Source organism: Thiomonas sp. TH-17, from assembly GCF_057473305.1.
Map to the genome: position 1 here is coordinate 11,186 of NZ_JBYCKI010000005.1, position 20,896 is coordinate 32,081.

The window sequence follows — 20,896 nt, forward strand, 5'->3', positions numbered from 1 at the left end:
TTTCCCCTGAGCCATGCTGCTGCATCTGCATTTGCGCGACTTTGTCATCGTTCCCGAGCTCGATATCGATCTGGCGGGGGGCTTCACCGTGCTCACCGGAGAAACCGGCGCGGGCAAATCCATCCTGATCGACGCGCTCAAGCTCGCTCTGGGCGAGCGCGCCGACAGCAGTGTGGTGCGCGCGGGGGCGCAGCGCGCAGAGATCAGCGCCGAGTTCAGCCTGAGCCCGCCGCTGGCCGCCTGGCTGGACGAGCAGGGATTCGCCGCCGAGGCCGACACGCTGCTGCTGCGCCGTGTGATCGACGCGCAGGGCAAGTCGCGCGGCTTTCTCAACGGCAGCCCGGCCACCGCCGCGCAACTCAAGGCCGCGGGGGAGTGGCTGGTGGACATTCATGGTCAGCACGCCTATCAGGGGTTGGTGCGGCGCGAAGTCGTCACCCACCTGCTCGACGGCTACGCCGGGGCGCAAGACGAAGCCCGGGCCGTCGCGCTCGCCTGGGCCCAGTGGCGCGATGCCGATGCGGCCTTGCAGCAGGCCAGGGGCGACGTTGGCGCGCTGGCCGAAGAACGCGAGCGCCTGCAGTGGCAGTGCGAAGAACTCGACCGCCTGCGTCCCGCCGAGGGCGAGTGGGTCGCGCTGGAGGGCGAACACAAACGACTGGCGCATGTCAGCAGTCTGCTTGAAGACTTCGCTCTGGCGCAGGGTGCGCTTGACGGCGAGGATGTGAGTGCGTTGTCTTTGCTGGCGCAGGCGCAGCAGGCGCTGGAGCGGGCGGCGCAGGTCGATGCCGGGCTGCAGCCGCTGGTGCAGCAGATCGACGCGGCGCAAACCAGCCTGAGCGATCTCAGCCACGAGCTGCGCCGCCTGGCCGAGCGCACCGAGGCCGACCCGCAGCGCCTGGCCGAACTCGACGCCCGGCTCTCGGGCTGGATGAACCTCGCGCGCAAGCATCGCGTGGCGGCGGCCGACCTGCCGCAAACCCATCACGCCCTGCGCGACAAACTCCAGCAGCTCGACCGCAGTATCGACCTGCCCGCGCTGGAAAGCGCCGAACAGGCCGCGCAGGCCGCGCTGCAGAAGGCGGCGGCCAAGCTCAGCGCCAAACGCCGCAAGGCCGCGCAGCAACTGGCCAAGGCGGTGCAGGCGGCCATGCAGGAACTGGGCATGCCCGGCGGGCGCTTCGACGTGGCGCTCACCCCGCTCGATGTCGTGGGCGCGCGCGGGGCCGAGGCGGTGGAACTGCAGGTGGCGGCGCATCCCGGCGCGGAGCTGCGGGCGCTGGGCAAGGTGGCCAGCGGCGGCGAGCTGTCGCGCATCGCCCTGGCCGTCGCCGTGACCACCAGCGCCCTGCAAGACACCGACACCCTGATTTTCGACGAGGTCGATGCAGGCATCGGCGGCGCCGTGGCGCAAACCGTGGGACGGCTGCTGCGCCGCCTGGGGGGCGACCGCCAGGTGCTGGCCGTGACCCATCTGGCGCAGGTGGCCGCTTGCGCGCAGCAGCATTTCGCAGTGTGCAAGCACAGCACGGACGGGCAGACCGCCAGCCTGCTCGACGCGCTCGACCTGTCACAACGCCGTAGCGAGATCGCCCGTATGCTGGGCGGCAACGCGCAATCGAGCGCCGCGCTGGAACATGCCAGCGAGCTGCTCTCGGCTTGCGAAACCCCGTCCCTGGAAACCCGATGAGCCCGTCTGAAATCGCTGCTGTCCCAACGCCTGCCGACGCGCGCTCGACCCACCAGCTCGTGCTGATTTCCGGGCTGTCCGGCTCGGGCAAATCGGTGGCGCTGACCGCGCTGGAAGACTCCGGCTATTACTGCGTGGACAACCTGCCGCCGCAACTCATCACCCCGCTGGTCGAGCAGACCCGCGCTTCGGGGCAAAAGCGCGTGGCCGTCGCGGTGGACGCGCGCAGTGCCGAGTCGCTGGCCGACGTGCCGGGTTTGCTCGAAAACCTGCGCGATTGCTGCGAGGTGCACGCCATCTACCTCGACTGCGCCACCGACACGCTGGTGCAGCGGTTTTCAGAAACCCGCCGCCGTCATCCGCTCACCAGCCGCGTCACCGCGCAGCAGATCGGCAACCCTGCCGCGGCGCGCGGCGAGGGCTACGCCAACGCGCTGATCGAATCCATCGAACTCGAACGCGAACTGCTGCGCCCGGTGGCCGAGATCGGCCTGCACATCGATACCAGCCAGATGAAGTCGGCTCAGTTGCGCGACTGGATCAAGCAGACCGTGCGGGTGCAGGCCAGCCAGATGGTGGTGCTGTTCGAGTCGTTCGCGTTCAAGCGCGGCGTGCCGCTCGACGCCGACTATGTGTTCGACGTGCGCATGCTGCCTAACCCGCACTACGACCCGGTGCTGCGACCCCTCACCGGGCGCGATGCCCCCGTGGCCGAGTTTCTGCTGCGCCAGCCCGAGGTGCTGCAGATGCAGGCCGACATCAGCGGGTTTTTGCAGCGCTGGCTACCCAAGCTGGCCGCCGATCACCGCAGCTATGTCGGCGTGGCCATCGGCTGTACCGGCGGGCAGCATCGTTCGGTGTTTCTCAGCGAACAACTCAGCCGCGCTTTCGCCAGCCAGTACACCGTACTGCTGCGTCACCGCGAGTTGGGCTTGACGGGGGCCAGCGAGCAGTGACCCGCGTCCGCCGCCGGGCCGTTGCCCAGCGCGAGGGGAGGCGGTTCGGCAAACCGGTCGTGCGGCGTGCTCACACGCCAGTCCAGCACCAGCAGCACGACCACGGCGGCCCAGAACAGGGCGATCAGCCAGGGAAATTTTCGGTGCATCGTTCGCATTTTCAATCCGCCATCCCCAGACGATGGCGCACGCGCACGCCCACCAGACTGCCCGCGAATGCGCAGGCGAACCATACCCAGCCGTGCAGACTGCCGGTGGCGATGCCGGAGAAATACGCCCCGACATTGCAGCCGAAGGCCAGCCGCGAGCTATAGCCCAGCAGCAAGCCGGCAAGAACAGAAGCCAGCCATTGCCGCGCGGGCAGGCTCACCGCTGGGCTGGCCTTTCCGCGCCAGCTGGCAGCGATGAGCGCGCCCAGCAGCAAACCCAGATCGGTGACGCTGGTGTTGTCGGCCAATACCGTGGCGTGCAACTGCGCCTGCTGGGCCGGCAGGCCCCAGAAGGCGTTGCCGCTCAGATCGATGCCCAGAGCCTGCACGATCTTGGCGCCCCACAGACCCAGGCCGTACACAATGCCCCAGGGTTGCCCGGCGACCACCAGATTGGCGGCCGCCAGCAGCCCAAGGCCAATGGCGGCCCACCACACCGCAGGCCCGCGCCAGCGCGAAGGCTGCGTGCCGCGAAACCGCCACAACAGCGCGGCCAGCAGGGCAAGGGCCGCAAGCTGCACAGCCAGCGTTTCGCTGGCCCCGAGGCGGAGCACCAGATTGACCGGCGGCAGCGCGCCCAGCGACAGCCAGGCTGGAAGCTGCGCCGCGCCGAGAAAGCTGCCGAACACGAAGGCCGGCAACACGGCCAGACTCACCGGATGACCAAGCCCGGCCTTGTACAAGGTGCCCGAGCCGCAGCCATCGGCCACCTGCATGGCGGCGCCGAACACGAAAGCGCCCACCAGCAGGCTGATGGAAAGCGGCCCGTCGGCGCCCTGCAGCGCGGGCTGCGCGGCCAGCAGAGGCACGCTGATGAGCATGGCCACCGCGATACCGACAAACTGCGCCCAAAGCCCATTAGGGTCGCGGCGGGTGATCCACACCCTCCAGCCGGTGGTGAAGCCGAAGGCGGCCGCCGAAAGTAGCACGCCATAGCCCAGGCCGATCAGCCAGAGCAGGCCTTGCCGCCAGCCGACCAGCCAGGTGATGGCGGCAAACCCGGCCAGGCCGCCGAGCATCAACAGGCCGCTGCCAAGGCGGCGTTGTGCTGGGCGTGTCGTCTGCGCTGCTGCGGTGTGAAGCGTCGAGCTCAGAGTGCTTGCCATGTCTGTTCCAGTTGCTGCCGGAGTTGCTGCCAGCGGGTGGGGACATGCGCCATGGGGGCGTCGGCGCGCGACCAGTCCACCATCGAGCCGGGATAGAGCGCCACATGCGGGCGGTGCAACACCTGGGACAGCACGAACCAGTTGGTTGCGGCCCAGTGGCCGGTATTGCAGAACGAGACGGTCTGCACGGCGCCGGGCTGCTGTGGCAACTGTGCGGCGATTCGCTGCAGCGTGGCGACAGCGGGCAGGGCGCCGCTGCCCGGCTCAAACCAGCGCAGATTGTCGAAGTCCAGCGCGCCGGGCAGGGTGCCGGGGCGACTTGCGGCAGGGGCTTTTTCGCGGCCGAGGTAGAAAGCCTTGGGGCGGGCGTCCAGTAGCAGCGTGCTGGGGTGGCCGAGATCGTGCGCCACCTCGGGGCGGGTGGCGAGCAGGGCGTCGTCGAGTTGCGGGGTGAACGCGCTGGGCGTCGGTGGGGGCGTGGACTGGCGGGTGAAGGGCAGCCCTGCAGCCTGCCAGGCGGTCATGCCGCCGTTGAGAATGGCGAGGTGCTTCAGTCCCAGCCATTTCAGCGTCCAGTAGACGCGGGCGGGCGCACCGAAATCGCTGGGGTCATCCCCGCTGGCGACGAGCACCACGGGCGTTTCCGCGCTCAGGCCCAGTCGCCGGACGAGAGCGGTGAACCGAGGCAGCGGCAGGAGCTGGCCCGGGTTGCTGGAGGGGCCGCGCCAGTCGGCATAGGGAGCGGGAAGCGCCCCCGGAATGTGCGCCACGTTGGCCGCAGCCGCATCATCTCGAAGGTCAATGATGCGCACCTGCTCATGTTGAGTGGCCAGGGCTTGCGCCGAGATCAGCGGGCCGAAAGCCTGCGCCGTGCCCGGCACCGATGGCGCGGCGCTGACGCCTTGTTGCAAGGCCCAGGCGGCGAGCAGCCAGCCCAGGGCGCAGATGCGGCACAGACGTGACCAGACGGAACGGCGAGGGAGGTGAAGAGAAGAAGGAGCGGGGGGCGGTGTGTTCATGCACGGCATTCTGGAAGTCAGTCGGCGAAAACGGAAATACAGAGTTGTCATGCGCATCCAACCGCAGGGCATATGCGGGCAGCGGGGCGTCAAGAAAGGGGTTTCGCAGTGCTAATCTATGCATCCCAGACCCATCGCAGAATGGAATCGCTCATGCACGCCCGAAGCCATCCACACCCGCGCCCGCTTTCGGAGCCGGGAGTTCGTCATGGCTGACCCCGAACAGGCCCGTCGCCCCAGCGCCGAGTGGATCGACCAGCTTCCGGCCTGTGTGGTGATGCTGGTGGGCGATACCGTGCGTTACGCCAACCCCGCGGCGCTGCGGCTGCTGCGGGCAGCCCAGCCGGATGACGTCATCGGGCGCGAGGTTGGCGCCTTCATTCACCCGCTCGACCTGCATCGCGCGCTGGCGCGGCTGCGTCACGCCGAGGGTGGCGGCATCAACCCGGTCACTGAAATTCGCGCCTACACCTGCGATGGCCAGCCGCTGATGCTGGCCATGAGCAGCGCCATCGTGGTGATGGACGATGAACGCGCGGTGCTGGCGACCTTTCTCGACATGACCGAGCGCGCCGCGATGGAGCAGCGCCTGCGTCAGACCGACGAAGACTTCCAGCGCATGATGAACACCATGCAGGATGTGTTCTACCGCACCGACGCGCAGGGCATCACCCGCTACGTCTGCCCGGCGGTGAAGAACGTGCTGGGCTACACCGCCGAGGAAATCATCGGCCTGCCCGCCGCGGCGTTCTATCCCGACCTGTCAGAGCGCGACGCCCTGGTGGCCGAGATCCGCAAGCACGGTGCGGTGCACGATTTTCCGGGCCGCATGCGGCGCAAGGACGGGGTGATCATCGATATTTCCATCAGCACCCAGGCCTTGCGCGACGAGCAGGGCCAGTACGCCGGGGTCGAAGGCATCTGGCGCGACATCAGCGAGCGCAAGGCGCTGGAGCGTCGGCTAGAACATCTGGCGACCTGCGATAGCCTGACCGGCATCCACAACAGGCCCAGCATTCTGGGCATTCTGGATCGGCTGCTGCAGCGCAAGGCGCCGCTGTCGGTACTGCTGCTCGATCTCGATTATTTCAAGCGCGTCAACGATGGCTTCGGCCACGCCGCGGGCGACCATGTGCTGTGTCGCTTCGCCCAGATCATCGAGGGCGAAAAGCGCAGCCGCGACTTTTTCGGGCGGCTGGGCGGCGAGGAGTTCCTGCTGATTCTCGACGGCGCGGACGAGGCCGAGGCGGGGCAGATCGCCGAGCGCCTGCGCGCCGCGGTCAGCGCCGAGGCCATCGCCTTGGCCGAGGGCGAGGCGGTGGCGCTCACCGTCAGCATCGGCATGACGCAGTCGCGCCCGGGCGATCTGCGTACCGCCGACGTGCTGGTGCGCGCCGACCGGGCGCTCTACCGCGCCAAGCAGGGCGGGCGTAATCAGGTTTGTGCGTAGATCAATATTCGTTCTTCACCCCGCCGGCCAGGGCGACAAAGGCGCGGGCGGCGACGGCCACGAAGGGCCGCAGCCACCACGGCGCCCGCGTGCGCAGGCGGTCGGGCGTGTTGATCGGAAGCGACTGCGCGAGCTGGCTTTCGATATGCGCGCCCAGTTCCAGCGCGAAGGCGCGGTCGCGCACGGCGAGATTGGCTTCGAGATTGACCAGCAGCGATAGCGGGTCGATGTTGGAGCTGCCGACCGTGGCCCAGTCGGCATCGACCACGGCGACCTTGGCGTGCAGGTAGGCGGGGGTGTATTCATAGATATGCACCCCGGCGCGCAGCATTTCGCCGTAGAGTGCGCGCGCCGCCCACGCTGCCATGCGGTAATCGATGCGGCCTTGCATCAGCAGCTCGACGCGCACGCCGCGCGCAGCCGCGTTTTTTAAGGCCTGGCGAAACTCCAGCCCCGGATAAAAGTAGGGGCTGACGATGAGCACGCGTTCGCGGGCGCGGTTGATGGCGCGGATGTAGCTGTGCTCGATGGCGCGGCGCTGCGAGAAGTTGTCGCGCACCACCAGCGCGGCCTGGCTTTGCGCGAGGGTCTGCGGGGTGGGGCTGGGCGCGACTTTGCGGGGCGCGGTTGCCGTGGCGCCGGGCAGCAGCGGCGCGCCGTCTTCGTCGGCCACGGGCATGTCGCTGCCCCAGTCGAGCAGTTCCTGCCAGTAGGCGCGGCGGTTGGGCGAGGTGTCGAATACGCCGGGGCCGGGCAGTTTGCGCAGGCGGCGCTGCAGGCTGCCGGTGAGCACGGTGCGCAGCCACAATCGCTGCATCAGCCATTGCGTCTGCCGCGCGAGGTGGCCGTGGTACTGCACCGCATAGTCGAGCCGGGGTTCGGCGCTCCAGCCGTGGTGAATATCGAACCGGTCGTCGATGAGGTTGATGCCGCCGATGAAGGCGGTGTGCGCATCGACCACGCACAGCTTGCGGTGCAGCCGCCGCCAGCGACCCCGCTGGAACACATCGGGCCAGAGGCGCCAGGGGCGAAACACCATGAACTCCACCCCGGATTCGGTGAAGCGGCTGGAAAGCGCCTCGACACTGCGGCCCGAGCCCAGTCCGTCCACCAGCACCCGCACCTGCACGCCGCGCCGCGCGGCATCGCACAGCGCACTGGCGAGGGTCATCGCGGCCTCGTCGGTATGAAAGATGTAGGTCTGCAGCCAGATGCTTTCGCGGGCCTGCTCGATGGCCTGCTGCATGGCCGGAAACAGCGCGCTGCCGTAGGGCAGCAGCCGCGGGGTGGCGCCACCGGTCCAGCGCAGCGCTTCATCGAGAGCTTGGGGCGGCGTGTCTGCTGGCAAGGGCGGCGGCGGGCAAGGGCGGCGCTCGGGCTACGCGCTCACGCGGCGATGGGCGCAGACGCAGCGGCGGCCGGCGCGGGCAAGGGCGACTCGGGGCAGTCTGGCAGGTCGCAGCGCAGCGCGGCCAGCAGCGGTGCGTGGTCGGACAGCCGGGCCCAGGCGCGACCCCAACCCAGGCCGATTTCGCTGGCGCTGAAGCCTCGGGCGTAGATGCGGTCGAGCGGCATCAGCGGCAGCCGCGCAGGATAGGTGCGTACGCGCTTGCGCCAGGAGGTCTTGCCATTGGTCTTGAGCGGCGGCTCGCTCACATCGACCAGATGTTGCTGCAACAACTGCGGGCCGATGCGGCCGTGCCAGTCGTTGAAGTCGCCGGCGACGATGAGTGCCGCCTGTGCGGGCACCCGCGACGCGATGTAGTCGAGCAGGCGATCGGTCTGGCGCTGTCGGCTGGCCGCAAACAGCCCGAAATGCACCACGATGCAGTGCAGCGGCCCGCCCTTGGGCAGCGCCACCTGCACATGCAGCAGGCCGCGTTGCTCGAAGCGGTGGTCCGACACATCGCAGTGGGCGATGTCGATGATGGGATAGCGCGACAGCAGCGCGTTGCCATGCTCGCCATGACGTGTGCAGGCATTGGTGCGGTAGGCCGCGTGCAGGTTCAGCGCCTGCGCCAGAAAGTCGTGCTGCGGCAGCGCGGGCCAGCCGCTCAGTCGGCGCGCGTTGCGCTGGTGCAGAAACTGCACCTCCTGCAGAAAAACCAGATCGGGCTCAAGTCCCTGCAGCGCCGTCTGCAACTCCAGAATGCTGGCGCGCTTGGCCGGGCCGTGGCCGAGCACGCCTTTGTGGATGTTGTAAGAGGCGACGCGCAGTTCCATGACCGGGCCTGCTCAGCGGGCCGGAAAGCGCCGTGGCAACTGGCGGATGGCATCGGCGTTCGAGGCCGAAAAGCAGCGCTTGGCCGCCTCCTGCCAGGGCAGCCAGACCTTTGCTCGGTGTTCGCGTGCGGCCAGGGTGACGGAAGTGCCTGCGGGCACTTCGAGGCTGAACACATGCTCGGTGTTCTTCCAGATGCCCGCCGGGTAGCGATGCCGCCACAGCGGATAGATTTCGTACACATTGGCCAGCCGCCAATCGCGCAGGGCGGATGGGGGCACGGCGCTGCTGCCTACCTGGATGCCGGTTTCTTCGGCCACTTCGCGCAGGGCGGTGTCCATCAGGAGTTCGCCGGGGGCGTCGATGCTGCCCGTCACGCTTTGCCAGAAACCGGGCTGCAGCGCGCGCTCGATCAGCAGCACATCGAGCGCGGGCGTGTGAATCACCACCAGCACCGAGACCGGAATCTTGCGCCCGGTATCGGACGGGGCGAGGGGGGACTGAGTCGTTGCATCCATGACCCGCATCTTAAGGAAGTCAGGGCGCAAACGCTTGGTTGCGTCCTTGGTTCTTGCAGCCTTTGCGCAGACCAGAAAAAAGCCCCGGCGGGGCCGGGGCTTTGGACTTCAGGAAACGGGGAGTTCCCGTTGATGAATTACAGCGTCTTCTTGGAGAAGTACCAGTCGGTCACTTCCATGCCTTGGGCAGCGCCCTTGGCCACGCGCTCTTCAGCAGCGGCGGAGGTCTTCGGCGGCGGCACGATGACCTTGTCGCCCGGGCACCAGGCTTCCGGCGTGGCCACGCCGTGCTTGTCGCTGGTCTGCAGGGCTTGCAGCAGGCGAACGAACTCGTTGATCGAGCGGCCGTTGCTCATCGGGTAGTACACCATGGCGCGCAGGATGCCGTTGGGGTCGATGAAGAAGGTGGCGCGCACGGCCTGGGTGTCGGCGGCGCCGGGGTGGATCATGCCGTAGGCACGGGCCACGTCCATCTTCAGGTCTTCGATGATGGGGAAGGGAATGTCCACGCCGAAGTGCTGCTTGATGGAACGCACCCAGGCCAGGTGGGCGAAGATCGAGTCGATCGACAGGCCGAGCAGCTCGCAGTTCATCGACTTGAAGGTCTCGGCTTCACGGGCGAAGCCCATGAACTCGGTGGTGCACACCGGGGTGAAGTCGGCCGGGTGCGAGAACAGGATCAGCCATTTGCCCTTGTAGTCGGCCAGGGTGCGGGTGCCGTGGGTGGTAACGGCGGCGAAATGAGGCGCGGGCTCGTTGAGACGGGGCAGGCCGAAATTTTCAGTGGTTTGTTCCATGGTTGAGGTCCTTGTGGTGGGAAGAAAACATCCGGCGGGTGTGCCGTTGAGAAAGAAGTCTAGGGAAAACCCGAGAATTGATCCAATCGATTGTCACAATCGAATAGTTAGGGAAAACATATAACGAGCCTGCGTTCAGCAAACTTGGCTAAAGACGCATTGTGCGGGGTCTGATCGACTTTGTTGTGACAGTGGCGGATCAACCCGCGCTGGCGATCAGGGGAAACACCAATTCCACCCAGGTGCCGCGACCCGAAGGCTGCCCGGTACTCTCCGCAGTTTCGTCGGCGGGCGCGCTGGACGGAGCGCGGTCGATGTTGCGGCGCCAGGCGATCTGGCCGCCCAGGGCGCGGGCGCGGATCTGCATGCTGGTGAGGCCATGTCCGGTGGCGGCATGCTGCGGGTCGATGCCGATGCCGTCGTCGAAAACGTCCAGCCGCATGCGGGTCGCATCGACGATGCTTAGTCGCACGGAAACGCGGCTGGCGCGGGCGTGGCGTATGGCGTTGCTCACCGCCTCTTGCAGCAGGGCGCGCAGGTGGTATTGCTGCGCGGCGTCTTGAGGGGGCAGCCGAGCGGCGTTGAGCCCGCCGATGAGCGGCGGCGGCCAGTCGAGCGCCATACCGGCGGCGGCCAAGCGTTGCGCGGTTTCCGAGCGGATGTCGGCGGCGAACTCTTCCCACGGCTGAACCGCCTGCCGCAGCCCGCGCACGATGGCGCGCAGCTGGTCGATGGTGGTCATCAGCATGGCCTGCTCGCGCTCGCCGTGCACCAGATGCCGCAGGGTGAGCAGCTTGGCGCCGATGTCGTCGTGCAGGTCGCTGGCGATGCGGTCGCGCTCTTGCTGCACCCCGGTTTCGAGCGCGTCGCGGCCCGAGGCGGCCTGATTGAACAGGCTCACGAGCGACGCTGCCAGCTCGGCGTCGGTCACGGTGAACAGGCGCTGGCCGGCGCTGCGGCCCTGCAGACGACGCGCGGCCAGGCCGCCAGCCGGGGCGATGCGCAGCTCCATGCCGTCCTGCGCCAGACCGGAGTGGGTGTCGGCCTCGCCTTGCTGCATCGGCAGGTTGTGCAGCGGCTGGTACAGCCGGTCGAGCAGGCCGAGCCAGCGGCGCTCGCGTTCCAGCGTCTGCGCGGTGAAGGCCACCGAAATGATCTCGGGCAGCAGCTTGTCGATGGGCGGCAACTCGCCCTGCATCATGCGGCCCCACAGCCATTGCCGCATCGGTAGATACAGCAGCCCGGCCAGCAGCAGGGTGAGAATCAGCGACATGTCGTGGCGCCAGTTCAGCAGCAACACCAGCAGCATGTCGAGCACGATGATCAGCCCCAGCCCCAGCACCCAGAGCAGCAGCCGGTAGGCCCAGCGGTCGAGGTCGAACAGGTGATAGCGTCCGACCCCCAGCGCCAGGCCGAGGTACATGGCGAGAAAAAAGCCGAAGGCATAGCCCTGCTGCATCGGCGTGAACACCCCGATCATCCTCGAACCGAAGGTGAAGACGACAAAGGTGAACGCGCCCAGCATGGCTGAGAGCATGAACCAGCGCAGCGCGGCGCGGTCGGCCGCGCGCATGGCGCTGCGCCGCCACTGCACCACGGCCAGCGCCACGGCCAGCAGGATTTCGAGCAGCAGCGGGATGCGTACCCCCCAGCTAACGTTGGGCGCCAGACGCGCGGCATCCATCGCCCACCAGCCCACCACGATGATGGGCACGGGCCAGAGCCATTTCGCCGCCGCCAGTCGCGCCGGGTACACCAGAAACAGCGCGGCCAATGCGCCGCCGAACCCCAGCGCGCCCAGATGGTTGAGGGCCGAAAGCCGCTCGAACAGACCGCCGGGCAGCGCCAGTTCGCGGGTGCTGTAGATCGCGGCCGAGTAAGTGTTGGGCAGAAACAGCAGCCCGGAGAGCGCCAGCAGCCGTCCCGGCCAGCTCTTGGGTTTGAGCGCGTACACCCAGGCGCCGACGAGCAGGGCCACGCCGCCGCAGAGCAACTGAAACCAGAACACGAAAGGCAGACTGGCGAGCGGACGGTTGGGCAGGGGCGTGACGGTCTGCTCGAAGACCTGTCCGGCGGGGTCTTGCCAGCTCAGCAGCAGGGGGCGCGCCTGCAGCGCGGCGATCTGCGTTTGGCGCTGAAAGAAGCGCTCGACTTCGGCGTAGGTGTCAAAATAGTCAGGCTCTTCGATCAGGTCGCTGGGTTGCAGGGCCACGCGCTGCCCGCTGGCGCTGATCGACAGCAGGCGCGAGCCTTTAGCGATGGCGGCTGCAGGGCCGTTGCCGACGACATGCAATACCTCGATGCCCGGGCTGTACGCATCGGCGCGGGACGACAGGGTGAGCCCCAGCCAGGGCTGATGCAGGGCGATATACAGCGCCGCCGTGACCCCCGCGAGGGTCAGCAGCAAGGCCGCCATCAAAATGCGGGCAGAACGGGTTTGCGGCATCTGCATGATGGGCGGATTGTCGCCCACCGCGCGCCCGCGGCGTCAATAAGTGCGGGATCGGGTGACGGCGGCTTCGAGCGCGGAGATGAAGCGCGCGGCCACGTCGCAGCCGGATTGCTGAGTGATTTCCTGAAAGCAGGTCGGGCTGGTGACGTTGATCTCGGTGAGCTTGTCGCCAATGATGTCGATGCCCACCAGCAGCAGGCCGCGCGCGGCCAGCACCGGCCCCAGCGCGCGGGCGATGGCCCAGTCGGACTCGGAGAGCGGTTGCGCCACGCCCAATCCGCCCGCAGCCAGATTGCCGCGTGTCTCACCACCTTGCGGAATGCGCGCCAGGCAGTAAGGCACGGGCTCGCCGTCGATGATCAGCACCCGCTTGTCGCCCTGCGCAATGGCGGGCACGAAGCGCTGCGCCATCACGGTGGTGGCGCCAAAGGCGCTGAGGGTTTCGATCACCACGTTGAGGTTGGGATCGGGGCTGCCATCGGCCTGTTGACGCAGGCGAAAGATACCTGTGCCGCCCATGCCGTCGAGCGGCTTGAGAATGACGTCGCCATGCTCGCCGTAGAACGCCTTGATTTCGGCCGCGCGGCGGCTGACCAGGGTGGGGGTGATGAACTGCGGAAACTCCAGAATGGCGAGCTTTTCCGGGTGGTCGCGCAGCGCCCGGGGGCTGTTGAACACCGCGGCGCCTTCGCGCTCGGCCTGCTGCAGCAGGTGGGTGGCGTAGAAATATTCGCTGTCGAAGGGCGGGTCTTTGCGCATGAGCACCGCATCGACGTCGCGCAAGGCCAGCGGGCGCTGGTCGAGCACGCGATACCAGTCGTGGCCTGACGTGGCCCCGGTGAGTTCGATGCGGCGGCACACGGCGGAGACTGGAGCCGCGATCACCCCGCCGCCGGGTCGCCCCAAGGCGGGGTGGGCCCCATCGGGGGGCAGCGCAGCCGCGTTAGCGGCAAGCGTGGGGGCGCCTCCTCTCCAATGCAGATCGGCGGCTTCGCACACCCAGAGCGCATGGCCGCGCGCCTGCGCCTCGCGCATCATGGCGAAGGTGGTGTCCTTGTAAATCTTGAAGGACGCGATCGGGTCGGCGATGAACAGCAGTTGCATGATGGGCGCTCCCGCGGGCTCAGCCCAGCTCCACATCGGGGTCGGTGCGCTCCAGCTCGTAGCTGGCCGCCACCATGGCCAGACGGGCGATGACGCCGTACATGTAGAAGCGGTTCGGCCCGTTGGTGCCGGGGGCCGCTTCCGGATGGGTGACGTTGAACTGTTCCTCGAACGCCAGCGGCACGAAGTGCATGCCGGGGGCGTTGAGGTTCTCATCGGGGCCGCGGTCGGCGTGCACGCGGTAGAAGCCGCCGACGACATAGCGGTCCATCATGTACACCACCGGCTCGCACACGGCCTCTTGCAACCGCTCGACGCTGGGCACGCCTTCCTGAATCATCACTTCGCTGACTTCCATCCCTTCCTTGACCACGCTCATTTTGTTGCGGGCCTTGCGGTTGAGGTCTTTCACTTCGCTGGGGTCGCGCACGGTCATCACGCCCATGCCGTAGGTGCCGGCGTCGGCCTTGACGATGACGAAGGGCTTCTCCTGAATGCCGTATTCCTTGTACTTCTTGCGCACCTTGGTCAGCACGCTGTCGACCGCTTCGGCCAGACAGTCTTCACCGTGGCGCTCGTGGAAGTTGACCTTGCCGCACTGGGCGAAGTAGGGGTTGAGCATCCACGGATCGACGCCGATGAGCTTGGCGAACTTTTTCGCCACGTCGTCATACGCGTGGAAGTGCTTGGACTTGCGCCGCACGGCCCAGCCGGCATGCAGCGGCGGCAGCAGGTATTGCTCGTGCAGACCCTGCAGGATGGGCGGGATGCCGCCCGACAGATCGTTGTTGAGCAGGATGGTGCAGGGGTCGAAGTCTTTCAGGCCGAGGCGCAGTTTGTTGCGGATCAGCGGCTCCACCACCAGCTCGCCGCCCGACGGCAGCTTGAGGTGCATGGGCTCGGTGACCGACTCGTCGAGCGACCCGAGGCGCACATTCAGCCCAGCCTGGCGGAAGATGCGCATCAGGGTGTGGACGTTTTCGAGGTAGAAGCTGTTGCGGGTGTGGTTCTCGGGAATCACCAGCAGGTTCTTGGCCTCCGGGCAGATTTTCTCGATGGCGGCCATCGCGGCTTGCACGGCCAGCGGCATCATCTCCGGGGAGAGATTGTTGAAGCCGCCGGGATAGAGGTTGGTATCGACCGGCGCGAGCTTGAAGCCGGCGTTGCGCAGATCGACCGAGCTGTAGAACGGCGGGGTGTGTTCCATCCATTCGAGGCGGAACCAGCGCTCGATGGCCGGTTGCGCCTCGAGGATGCGCTGTTCGAGTTCGAGGACGGGATCGCCCGAGGACGTGATGAGATGCGGGATCATTGTTCTGTTTGCAAAAAGCGGGGACAGCCCCGATTCTTGCAGACGCAGCGCAAACGCGCTGAGCTCCCGCATCTGCCCCGGTTCAGGCGCCGTTCGTCATCCAGCCCCAGCGCTGAAAGATCGCCGCGCCTTGCGGGCTCTGCAGAAAGGCGATGAACTGCTGCGAGGCGGGCAGTTGTTTGCCGCGCGTGGTCGGGGCGATGCCGGTGTCGCGGTAGATGCGGTAAGGTTCTTCCACCGCCACCTGATCGGCCAGCTTGGGGTTGGAGACTTGCCAGATGTTCCAGATCAGCCAGGCGTCGATGTCGGGCTGGTCGATCCAGGCCTGGCGGGCCAGCGCGCTGTTGGCTGGATAGGCGACGATGTTTTTGCGCAGCGCGCGCACGGTGCGGATGTCGCCCAGGCGACCGGCGGCGTCTTCCCAGACGCCATTCTGTCCGGCGCCGTTGACCACGAGCACCTTGACGCCGGGTTTGAGCAGATCGGTGAAGCCGGTGATGTGCTTGGGGTTGCCCGGGCGCACCAGAATGGAGAGCGGCCGCAGGTAGAGCGGAATGACGTCGGCGCTGTCGAGCTGGCCGTTCATGGCGGTGACGAAGTCACTCATCATGGTTTCCGATCCCGAGAAGATCAGGTCGGCGTTGGCCCGGGCGGCGTCGATCCACTTCGGAGTGGGGCCGGCGGTGACGTCGACCTTGATACCCGTGGCTTTCTCGAAGGCCGTGGCCGCTTCCTTCATGGCGGGCGCCGGCCCGCCCGGGCCGTACACCTTGAGCGACGGGGCGTTGTCCGCCAGGGCCAGCGGCGTGGCTGAGGCCAGCAGCAAGCCGGCGCCGAGCAGGCTGGTGCGCAGCAGGGCGCGGCGTCCGGCGTCGGGGGTTTGAGCAGCGGACGGGTTGGGTGAGGTGGGTTGGGTCATGAGCACTCCTGAACGTCGAAAAAACCTGGTCGATCGACGCCGTAGCGTCGGTCTGCAGGGTGAGGGGAATTGAAAGCTGCGTCGCGCGGTCAGGCTTGCGGCGTGGCTGTGGAGCCCGGCAGGGCGGGTGGATCGTCGGCGGTGTAGCGCTGATAAAGCACGCGCGCTGCGTCCAGCAATTGGGCGCGGGGCAGATCGCCGGTCAGCGCGTAGCCCCATTGGCGATCCACCCAATAGAAGGTGGACGCCGGTTTTCCGGGCGCGATGCGAAATGAAATCTCGGCGGTGGGCTTGGCCATGCCGCGCAGATAGACCGTGACGCGGTGGCCCTGCGCGTCCTGGTACATGAGCTGTGCGGCGGGTTTGCCCGGCATGCCGGGCAGCAGGCGCCCGCCCATGAGCACGAGGCCGCCGGGCAGGGTGTCGGGTGCCACGATGGGACGCTGCAGGCGGCGCGACAGCCAGGTGGTCAGGTCGCTGCCCTCGCGCACTTCCACCGGGCGGCGCGCGTCCGGGGTGTAGACGGCGTAAGCGAGTTCGGCCTGATGCACGAAGTGCTGCATGCCTTCTTTCTGCGCGGTGACCGCGGGGCCGTTTTGCCGCAGCGCCTCCCGGGTGGCCAGGCTGCCGGCCACCGCGCCCACGCCGAGCCACAAGGCCACGGCTGCCGCGCGTGCCCAAGGGCGCGCAGGCGGCGCGAGAGGCTGCAACAGGCGCGCGGGCACTGGCTCGTCGAGCAAGGGGGCGAGCGCCTCGCGCAGCGCCAGGTTCTGCGCCTGCAGAGCGGCGATCTCGGCACGCACCGAGGTGTGCGCACCCGGACGCGTCTGTTCACCCGTCTGAGCCAGCCGGGCCTCGTGCTCCAGGTAGCGATCGACCTCGGCGCTGCGGGCCGCGTCGAGCTGACCGTCGACATAGGCCATGAGGGTGTCGCGGTCGGGGCGTTGCGGATTCATCCCACACTCCTTTGACCTTCGATGACGCGCAGCGCCGGGCGCTGCGCTCCTTCACCGTTGGTGAGTTGCCAGAGCTGGCTGCGCGCGCGCGACAGGCGCGACATCACCGTGCCGGTGGGCACGCTCAGCGCCTTGGCTGCTTCCGTATAGCTGAGTCCTTCCACGGCCACCAGCAGCAACACCTCGCGCAAGGGCACGCTCAAGCGCTGCAGCGCGGCCAGCAGTTCGAGGGCTTCGAGGTGAAGCTCCTGCGTTGCGGCCTGCGCCGGAAGGGCGCCATCGGGCAGATCGTCCAGCGCCTGCGTGGCCTGTGCATTGCGCACGGCGCACTGATCGACGAACAGGTTGTGCATGATGGAAAACAGCCAGGGCCGCACACTGCCCACCCCGCGCCAGAGCCCCCATTTGTTGACGGCGCGCTCCAGCGTGTCTTGCACCAGATCGTCGGCGTCGGCCATGCGTCCGGCGTGGAGCACGCGGGCATAGCGCCGCAGGTGCGGGATCTGCTCGGTCAGCAGTTGATGGCGGTCGGCCATGGCGGGACGGGTTCGAGGGTGGGCGTGCCGTGGGTGGAATCAGTATCCGCCTTTGCTGGCGAGTTTGGGGTCGATCTGCCAGATTTCATCGACCAGCTTGCCGTCGCGATAGGTGAGCACATAGCGCACGGGAATGGCCGTCTTGCCCTGGAACACGACATCGGCCGTGACGGTGGCGCCCTTCGGGTTGGCGGCTTCCTGCAGATGCGTGATGTCGGCCTTGAGCGGGCCGTTGGCCTTGCTGAACTTGGTCCAGGTGGTTTTGATGGTGTCGGCGGCGGCGTAGCGGCCATCCAGCGGGCCGCCGACCCATTCGAGCACGGCGTCCGGGCCGTAGCTGCCGGTGATGGCCTCCACGTTGCCCGCGGCAATCGCCTCGATGTGCGACCGGGCGGCCTCGACGGGGGTGTCGGCGTAGGCCGACGGCGCGATCCATAGCGCAGAGAAGGCCAGTGCCGTGGCGGCGAGGGTGGGGGTCAGGCGGGTTGCGGTGTTCATCATCAGCTCCGTTTGGGGTGGGGATGCTGCATGGACGGCCCGGCGCGGCGATTATTCCGTTGTCGAAAAAAAACCGCCCATCGGGGCGGTTGGAACATCCTGGGGACAGGATGAGGAGACGCCTTCGGGTACGGCGGCTGGCCGCCGCACCGTCGGGAAACCGAGGCTCAGAGCACTTGCTCGCCGTGCAGGCTGATGTCCAGACCTTCGCGTTCCTGCTCTTCGGTGACGCGCAGGCCGATGACCATGTCGATGACCTTGAGGATGATGAAGGTGACGATGGCGTCGTAGACGATGGTGAAGCCCACGCCCTTGGCCTGGATCAGGATCTGGGCCATATTGCCTTCCAGGGCGCCGGCGGTGCCGCCGATGGCCTTGACCGCGAACACGCCGGTGAGCATGGCGCCGACGATGCCGCCGATGGCATGCACGCCGAAGGCGTCGAGCGAGTCGTCATAGCCGATCATTTCCTTCATGTAGACCGCCGTCCAGAAGCACACCACGCCAGCGATCAGGCCGATGGCCAGCGCGCCGCCAGGGCCGACAAAGCCGGACGCCGGGGTGATGGCCACCAGGCCGGCAACCGCGCCGGAGGTGATGCCCAGGATGGTGGGTTTGCCGCGGGCAATCCACTCGGCGAACATCCAGCCCAGTGCGGCGGCGGCGGTAGCGATCTGCGTGGCGGCCATGGCCATGCCGGCACGGTCGCTGGCGGCCACGGCGGAACCGGCGTTGAAGCCGAACCAGCCTACCCACAGCAGCGAGGCGCCAATCATGGTCAGCACGAGGTTGTGCGGCGGCATGGCTTCCTTGCCGTAGCCCACGCGCTTGCCCATCACCAGCGCAGCCACCAGACCCGCGACACCGGCGTTGATGTGCACCACGGTGCCGCCGGCGTAGTCGAGCACGCCGTCGCCGCCGAGGAAGCCGCCGCCCCACACCATGTGAGCGATCGGGGCGTACACGGCCAGCAGCCAGATGCCCATGAACCACAGCAGGGCCGAGAACTTCATGCGGTCCGCGAACGATCCCACGATCAGCGCCGGGGTGATGATGGCGAAGGTCATCTGGAAGGTCATATAGGTCGACTCTGGGATGGTCGGCGCCAGCGGGTTGGCCGAATCCAGGCCCATGCCGTTGAGGAAGAACCGGCTCAATCCGCCGATGAAGCCATTGCCCGGCGTGAAGGCCAGGCTGTAGCCGATGATCATCCACAGCACCGTCACCAGACAGGTGATGGCGAAGCTTTGCATCAGCGTGGCGAGCACGTTTTTCTTGCGCACCATGCCGCCATAGAACAGCGCCAGACCGGGAATGGTCATCATCAGCACCAGCGCGGTGGAGGTCAGCATCCAGGCGTTGTCGCCGGAGTTGATGAAGGCGGCCGGATTGGAGGCGGCAGCGGCCGGGGCGGTCTGCGCCCAGGCGCTGCCCATGCCGAGCAGCATCGCGCCGAGCGCTGCGGGAATTGCGAGACTTTTTTTCATGTCGGATTCCTCGTGGAGGGAGTCAAAGGCGGGTCAAAGGGCGTCGCCGCCGGTTTCACCGGTGCGGATGCGAACGACCTGTTCGAGCGCAGAGACAAAAATCTTGCCGTCTCCGATCTTGCCCGTGCGCGCTGCGGTTTCAATCGCTTCGATGGTGCGCTCCACCAGGGCTTCCGGCACGGCCGCCTCGATCTTCACCTTGGGCAGAAAATCGACCACGTATTCCGCGCCGCGGTACAGCTCGGTGTGGCCCTTCTGCCGACCAAAACCCTTGACTTCGGTGACGGTGATGCCCGTCACCCCGATGCCCGACAAGGACTCGCGCACCTCGTCTAGCTTGAACGGCTTGATGATGGCCGTGATCATTTTCATGTGTGGCTCCTTCAGTGGGCCCGCAGGCCCGTGGGATCAGAACGAGTAAACGGCCATCAACTCAAGCGAGCTTTGCTTGGTGGTGGGGGAACCGTCTTTTTTGGTGAAGATCGCGGTGTCGGACTTGTCCTGGCGCACTTCGGCGGACAGCTTGACGTTTTTCACCGGCGTGTAGTTCACCGCGAGAGTCAGCTCCTTGAGCTTGTTGGCGGCGCCGTTGGTTCCAGAGACCATGCCGTCCTTGTCATCGACGTATTCGCCGCGCGCTGCCACGCCCCATTCGTTCGTCAACGCGTAGGTGGCATACAGCGCCAGGCCGTTGGCCTTGCCGGTGCCGGTGCCGCCGCTGGCCAGGGGCACGTTGTCCTTGGACAGCAGATCGACGTTGGCGCCCAGGGTCAGCGCGCTGTTGACGTTGAAGGTGCCAACGAGGTCGAGCAGTTGCAGTACGCCGTTGGTCGAGCCGCCGAACAGCGGCGACTGGCCGCGGTAGTAGTCGGCGGTGTAGGAAAACAGGCTGTTCGGACTGCCGGTCAGGCCTAGCTCGATGGTTTTGGAGGTATTGCTCGGCTGCGGGCTGACCCAGCCGTTATTCACGCCGCCGATGACCGTCAGTGCGGGTGACACGGCGTAGCTGGCGCGCAGGCCTGTGAGCGCGCCGGGCTCCATGTCCCAGAACAGGATGCTGCGCGACACCGTGGAATCGTTCACCGGATTGGTGGACTCATATCCGGCCAGCGAGCTGAACTTGCCGCCCATGACGGTGAGACCACCGTTGGCATACTGCACGAACGCATTGTTCAGGTAGAAGGTGCTGTCGTTGCCGTTGAGCACCTTGGCGTCATTGCCTGCAATGACGTTGACCTGGGCGCCGAAACCTGAACTGGGCAGATAGGCCGCAGTTGCTGAGGCCTGGTTGAGCGAAAAGCCATTGGCTTTGTTGTCGTAGCCGCGCAGCAGGGTCGATGAGGTGTCGAAGTAGTCGTAGGTGCCGTAGACATAGCCGGTAATGCTCAGGCCAGGGGTTGCGGCGAGCACCGCGCCCAGGCTGGGAGCGGCAGGCGTTGCGGGGGCCGGTGTGGTCTGTGCAGATGCTGCGCCCGCGTAGCTGGCCAGAACTGCGGCGACGGCCGCGGCGATTGCTATTTTGTTCATCCAAGTTTCTCCTGTGAGTGCTGCCGGGCAAGACGCCCACCATGAAATGCCGGAGAGCATCAGCAGCTTTCGTGCCAGGTCTGTGTGGGGGCTGTCACATCGTTGTCACTTGCTTTACGTTCTGTGAGAAGCGAATTGA

The 20,896-nt window shown here is 67.0% G+C and carries 20 protein-coding genes; 3 read left to right on the top strand and 17 right to left on the bottom strand.

Translation table 11 applies throughout. The features are described from left to right. The first annotated feature begins 13 nt into the window (after positions 1 to 13). Entirely contained in the window at positions 14 to 1,690 is a 1,677-nt protein-coding gene (gene recN, locus AC2VLV_RS00420) for a DNA repair protein RecN (protein ID WP_486988118.1), read from the top strand. Further along, a complete protein-coding gene (gene rapZ / locus AC2VLV_RS00425; protein ID WP_486988119.1) occupies positions 1,687 to 2,646 on the top strand; it encodes an RNase adapter RapZ in 960 nt (319 codons plus the stop codon). Before recN ends, rapZ begins: the two co-directional genes overlap by 4 nt. Here the strand turns inward: rapZ and AC2VLV_RS00430 are convergent. From AC2VLV_RS00430 to AC2VLV_RS00440, 3 genes are read right to left on the bottom strand one after another with little or no spacing between them, the layout of a single operon-like run. Next, positions 2,607 to 2,795: a hypothetical protein gene (locus AC2VLV_RS00430; protein WP_486988120.1), complete on the bottom strand. Its 189-nt coding sequence runs from the start codon at positions 2,793 to 2,795 to the stop codon at positions 2,607 to 2,609. The genes rapZ and AC2VLV_RS00430 overlap by 40 nt on opposite strands. An 11-nt stretch (positions 2,796 to 2,806) precedes the next feature. After that, positions 2,807 to 3,961: a YeeE/YedE thiosulfate transporter family protein gene (locus tag AC2VLV_RS00435; protein WP_486988121.1), complete on the bottom strand. Its 1,155-nt coding sequence runs from the start codon at positions 3,959 to 3,961 to the stop codon at positions 2,807 to 2,809. After that, positions 3,946 to 4,980, bottom strand: coding sequence for a sulfurtransferase (locus AC2VLV_RS00440; protein ID WP_486988122.1), 1,035 nt, complete (start codon positions 4,978 to 4,980; stop codon positions 3,946 to 3,948). The genes AC2VLV_RS00435 and AC2VLV_RS00440 overlap by 16 nt, the downstream gene beginning before the upstream one ends. 208 nt (positions 4,981 to 5,188) lie before the next feature. Between AC2VLV_RS00440 and AC2VLV_RS00445 the strand changes: the two genes are divergently transcribed. Next, positions 5,189 to 6,430, top strand: coding sequence for a sensor domain-containing diguanylate cyclase (locus AC2VLV_RS00445; RefSeq protein ID WP_486988123.1), 1,242 nt, complete (start codon positions 5,189 to 5,191; stop codon positions 6,428 to 6,430). Position 6,431: 1 nt separating this feature from the next. On the opposite strand, the gene clsB is transcribed toward AC2VLV_RS00445, so the two are convergent. The 14 genes from clsB to AC2VLV_RS00515 form a co-directional block, all read right to left on the bottom strand. Continuing rightward, entirely contained in the window at positions 6,432 to 7,778 is a 1,347-nt protein-coding gene (gene clsB / locus AC2VLV_RS00450; RefSeq protein ID WP_486988124.1) for a cardiolipin synthase ClsB, read from the bottom strand. Positions 7,779 to 7,816: 38 nt separating this feature from the next. Further along, positions 7,817 to 8,653, bottom strand: a complete 837-nt coding sequence (locus AC2VLV_RS00455) for an endonuclease/exonuclease/phosphatase family protein (RefSeq protein WP_486988125.1) — start codon at positions 8,651 to 8,653, stop codon at positions 7,817 to 7,819. A gap of 12 nt (positions 8,654 to 8,665) precedes the next feature. After that, positions 8,666 to 9,169: a dihydroneopterin triphosphate diphosphatase gene (gene nudB / locus AC2VLV_RS00460; protein WP_486988126.1), complete on the bottom strand. Its 504-nt coding sequence runs from the start codon at positions 9,167 to 9,169 to the stop codon at positions 8,666 to 8,668. Positions 9,170 to 9,306: 137 nt separating this feature from the next. Continuing rightward, entirely contained in the window at positions 9,307 to 9,966 is a 660-nt protein-coding gene (locus AC2VLV_RS00465; protein ID WP_486988127.1) for a peroxiredoxin, read from the bottom strand. A 199-nt stretch (positions 9,967 to 10,165) separates the two neighbouring features. After that, positions 10,166 to 12,418, bottom strand: a complete 2,253-nt coding sequence (locus AC2VLV_RS00470) for a sensor histidine kinase (RefSeq protein WP_486988128.1) — start codon at positions 12,416 to 12,418, stop codon at positions 10,166 to 10,168. Positions 12,419 to 12,454: 36 nt separating this feature from the next. Beyond that, the gene (gshB, locus tag AC2VLV_RS00475; RefSeq protein WP_486988129.1) at positions 12,455 to 13,522 is read right to left on the bottom strand and encodes a glutathione synthase; all 1,068 of its coding nucleotides are present in this window, start codon (positions 13,520 to 13,522) and stop codon (positions 12,455 to 12,457) included. A 19-nt stretch (positions 13,523 to 13,541) separates the two neighbouring features. Further along, positions 13,542 to 14,834 carry a glutamate--cysteine ligase gene (gene gshA / locus AC2VLV_RS00480; RefSeq protein WP_486988130.1) on the bottom strand — a complete coding sequence of 431 codons (1,293 nt, stop codon included), beginning with the start codon at positions 14,832 to 14,834 and terminating at the stop codon, positions 13,542 to 13,544. Between the two features lie 82 nt (positions 14,835 to 14,916). Further along, the gene (locus AC2VLV_RS00485) at positions 14,917 to 15,687 is read right to left on the bottom strand and encodes an extracellular solute-binding protein (protein ID WP_486988136.1); all 771 of its coding nucleotides are present in this window, start codon (positions 15,685 to 15,687) and stop codon (positions 14,917 to 14,919) included. Between the two features lie 155 nt (positions 15,688 to 15,842). After that, positions 15,843 to 16,709: an anti-sigma factor family protein gene (locus AC2VLV_RS00490; protein WP_486988131.1), complete on the bottom strand. Its 867-nt coding sequence runs from the start codon at positions 16,707 to 16,709 to the stop codon at positions 15,843 to 15,845. Next, on the bottom strand, positions 16,706 to 17,245 hold the full coding sequence (locus AC2VLV_RS00495) for a sigma-70 family RNA polymerase sigma factor (RefSeq protein ID WP_486988132.1): 540 nt from the start codon (positions 17,243 to 17,245) through the stop codon (positions 16,706 to 16,708). The genes AC2VLV_RS00490 and AC2VLV_RS00495 overlap by 4 nt, the downstream gene beginning before the upstream one ends. A gap of 39 nt (positions 17,246 to 17,284) precedes the next feature. Continuing rightward, positions 17,285 to 17,743, bottom strand: coding sequence for a nuclear transport factor 2 family protein (locus AC2VLV_RS00500; RefSeq protein ID WP_486988133.1), 459 nt, complete (start codon positions 17,741 to 17,743; stop codon positions 17,285 to 17,287). Positions 17,744 to 17,910: 167 nt separating this feature from the next. Next, the gene (locus AC2VLV_RS00505) at positions 17,911 to 19,230 is read right to left on the bottom strand and encodes an ammonium transporter (protein WP_486988134.1); all 1,320 of its coding nucleotides are present in this window, start codon (positions 19,228 to 19,230) and stop codon (positions 17,911 to 17,913) included. Between the two features lie 33 nt (positions 19,231 to 19,263). Then, positions 19,264 to 19,602: a P-II family nitrogen regulator gene (locus tag AC2VLV_RS00510; protein WP_013107214.1), complete on the bottom strand. Its 339-nt coding sequence runs from the start codon at positions 19,600 to 19,602 to the stop codon at positions 19,264 to 19,266. A 36-nt stretch (positions 19,603 to 19,638) separates the two neighbouring features. Beyond that, positions 19,639 to 20,757 carry an outer membrane beta-barrel protein gene (locus tag AC2VLV_RS00515; protein ID WP_486988135.1) on the bottom strand — a complete coding sequence of 373 codons (1,119 nt, stop codon included), beginning with the start codon at positions 20,755 to 20,757 and terminating at the stop codon, positions 19,639 to 19,641. Between the last annotated feature and the right edge of the window lie 139 nt (positions 20,758 to 20,896).

What these genes read in the sequence shown, in the direction of transcription:
- recN (WP_486988118.1), top strand. Translation starts at nt 14, where the DNA reads ATGCTGCTGCATCTGCATTTGCGCGACTTTGTCATCGTTCCCGAGCTC.
- rapZ (WP_486988119.1), top strand. Translation starts at nt 1,687, where the DNA reads ATGAGCCCGTCTGAAATCGCTGCTGTCCCAACGCCTGCCGACGCGCGC.
- AC2VLV_RS00430 (WP_486988120.1), bottom strand. Translation starts at nt 2,795, where the DNA reads ATGCACCGAAAATTTCCCTGGCTGATCGCCCTGTTCTGGGCCGCCGTG.
- AC2VLV_RS00435 (WP_486988121.1), bottom strand. Translation starts at nt 3,961, where the DNA reads ATGGCAAGCACTCTGAGCTCGACGCTTCACACCGCAGCAGCGCAGACG.
- AC2VLV_RS00440 (WP_486988122.1), bottom strand. Translation starts at nt 4,980, where the DNA reads ATGAACACACCGCCCCCCGCTCCTTCTTCTCTTCACCTCCCTCGCCGT.
- AC2VLV_RS00445 (WP_486988123.1), top strand. Translation starts at nt 5,189, where the DNA reads ATGGCTGACCCCGAACAGGCCCGTCGCCCCAGCGCCGAGTGGATCGAC.
- AC2VLV_RS00455 (WP_486988125.1), bottom strand. Translation starts at nt 8,653, where the DNA reads ATGGAACTGCGCGTCGCCTCTTACAACATCCACAAAGGCGTGCTCGGC.
- nudB (WP_486988126.1), bottom strand. Translation starts at nt 9,169, where the DNA reads ATGGATGCAACGACTCAGTCCCCCCTCGCCCCGTCCGATACCGGGCGC.
- AC2VLV_RS00465 (WP_486988127.1), bottom strand. Translation starts at nt 9,966, where the DNA reads ATGGAACAAACCACTGAAAATTTCGGCCTGCCCCGTCTCAACGAGCCC.
- AC2VLV_RS00470 (WP_486988128.1), bottom strand. Translation starts at nt 12,418, where the DNA reads ATGCAGATGCCGCAAACCCGTTCTGCCCGCATTTTGATGGCGGCCTTG.
- gshB (WP_486988129.1), bottom strand. Translation starts at nt 13,522, where the DNA reads ATGCAACTGCTGTTCATCGCCGACCCGATCGCGTCCTTCAAGATTTAC.
- gshA (WP_486988130.1), bottom strand. Translation starts at nt 14,834, where the DNA reads ATGATCCCGCATCTCATCACGTCCTCGGGCGATCCCGTCCTCGAACTC.
- AC2VLV_RS00490 (WP_486988131.1), bottom strand. Translation starts at nt 16,709, where the DNA reads ATGAATCCGCAACGCCCCGACCGCGACACCCTCATGGCCTATGTCGAC.
- AC2VLV_RS00495 (WP_486988132.1), bottom strand. Translation starts at nt 17,245, where the DNA reads ATGGCCGACCGCCATCAACTGCTGACCGAGCAGATCCCGCACCTGCGG.
- AC2VLV_RS00500 (WP_486988133.1), bottom strand. Translation starts at nt 17,743, where the DNA reads ATGAACACCGCAACCCGCCTGACCCCCACCCTCGCCGCCACGGCACTG.
- AC2VLV_RS00505 (WP_486988134.1), bottom strand. Translation starts at nt 19,230, where the DNA reads ATGAAAAAAAGTCTCGCAATTCCCGCAGCGCTCGGCGCGATGCTGCTC.
- AC2VLV_RS00510 (WP_013107214.1), bottom strand. Translation starts at nt 19,602, where the DNA reads ATGAAAATGATCACGGCCATCATCAAGCCGTTCAAGCTAGACGAGGTG.
- AC2VLV_RS00515 (WP_486988135.1), bottom strand. Translation starts at nt 20,757, where the DNA reads ATGAACAAAATAGCAATCGCCGCGGCCGTCGCCGCAGTTCTGGCCAGC.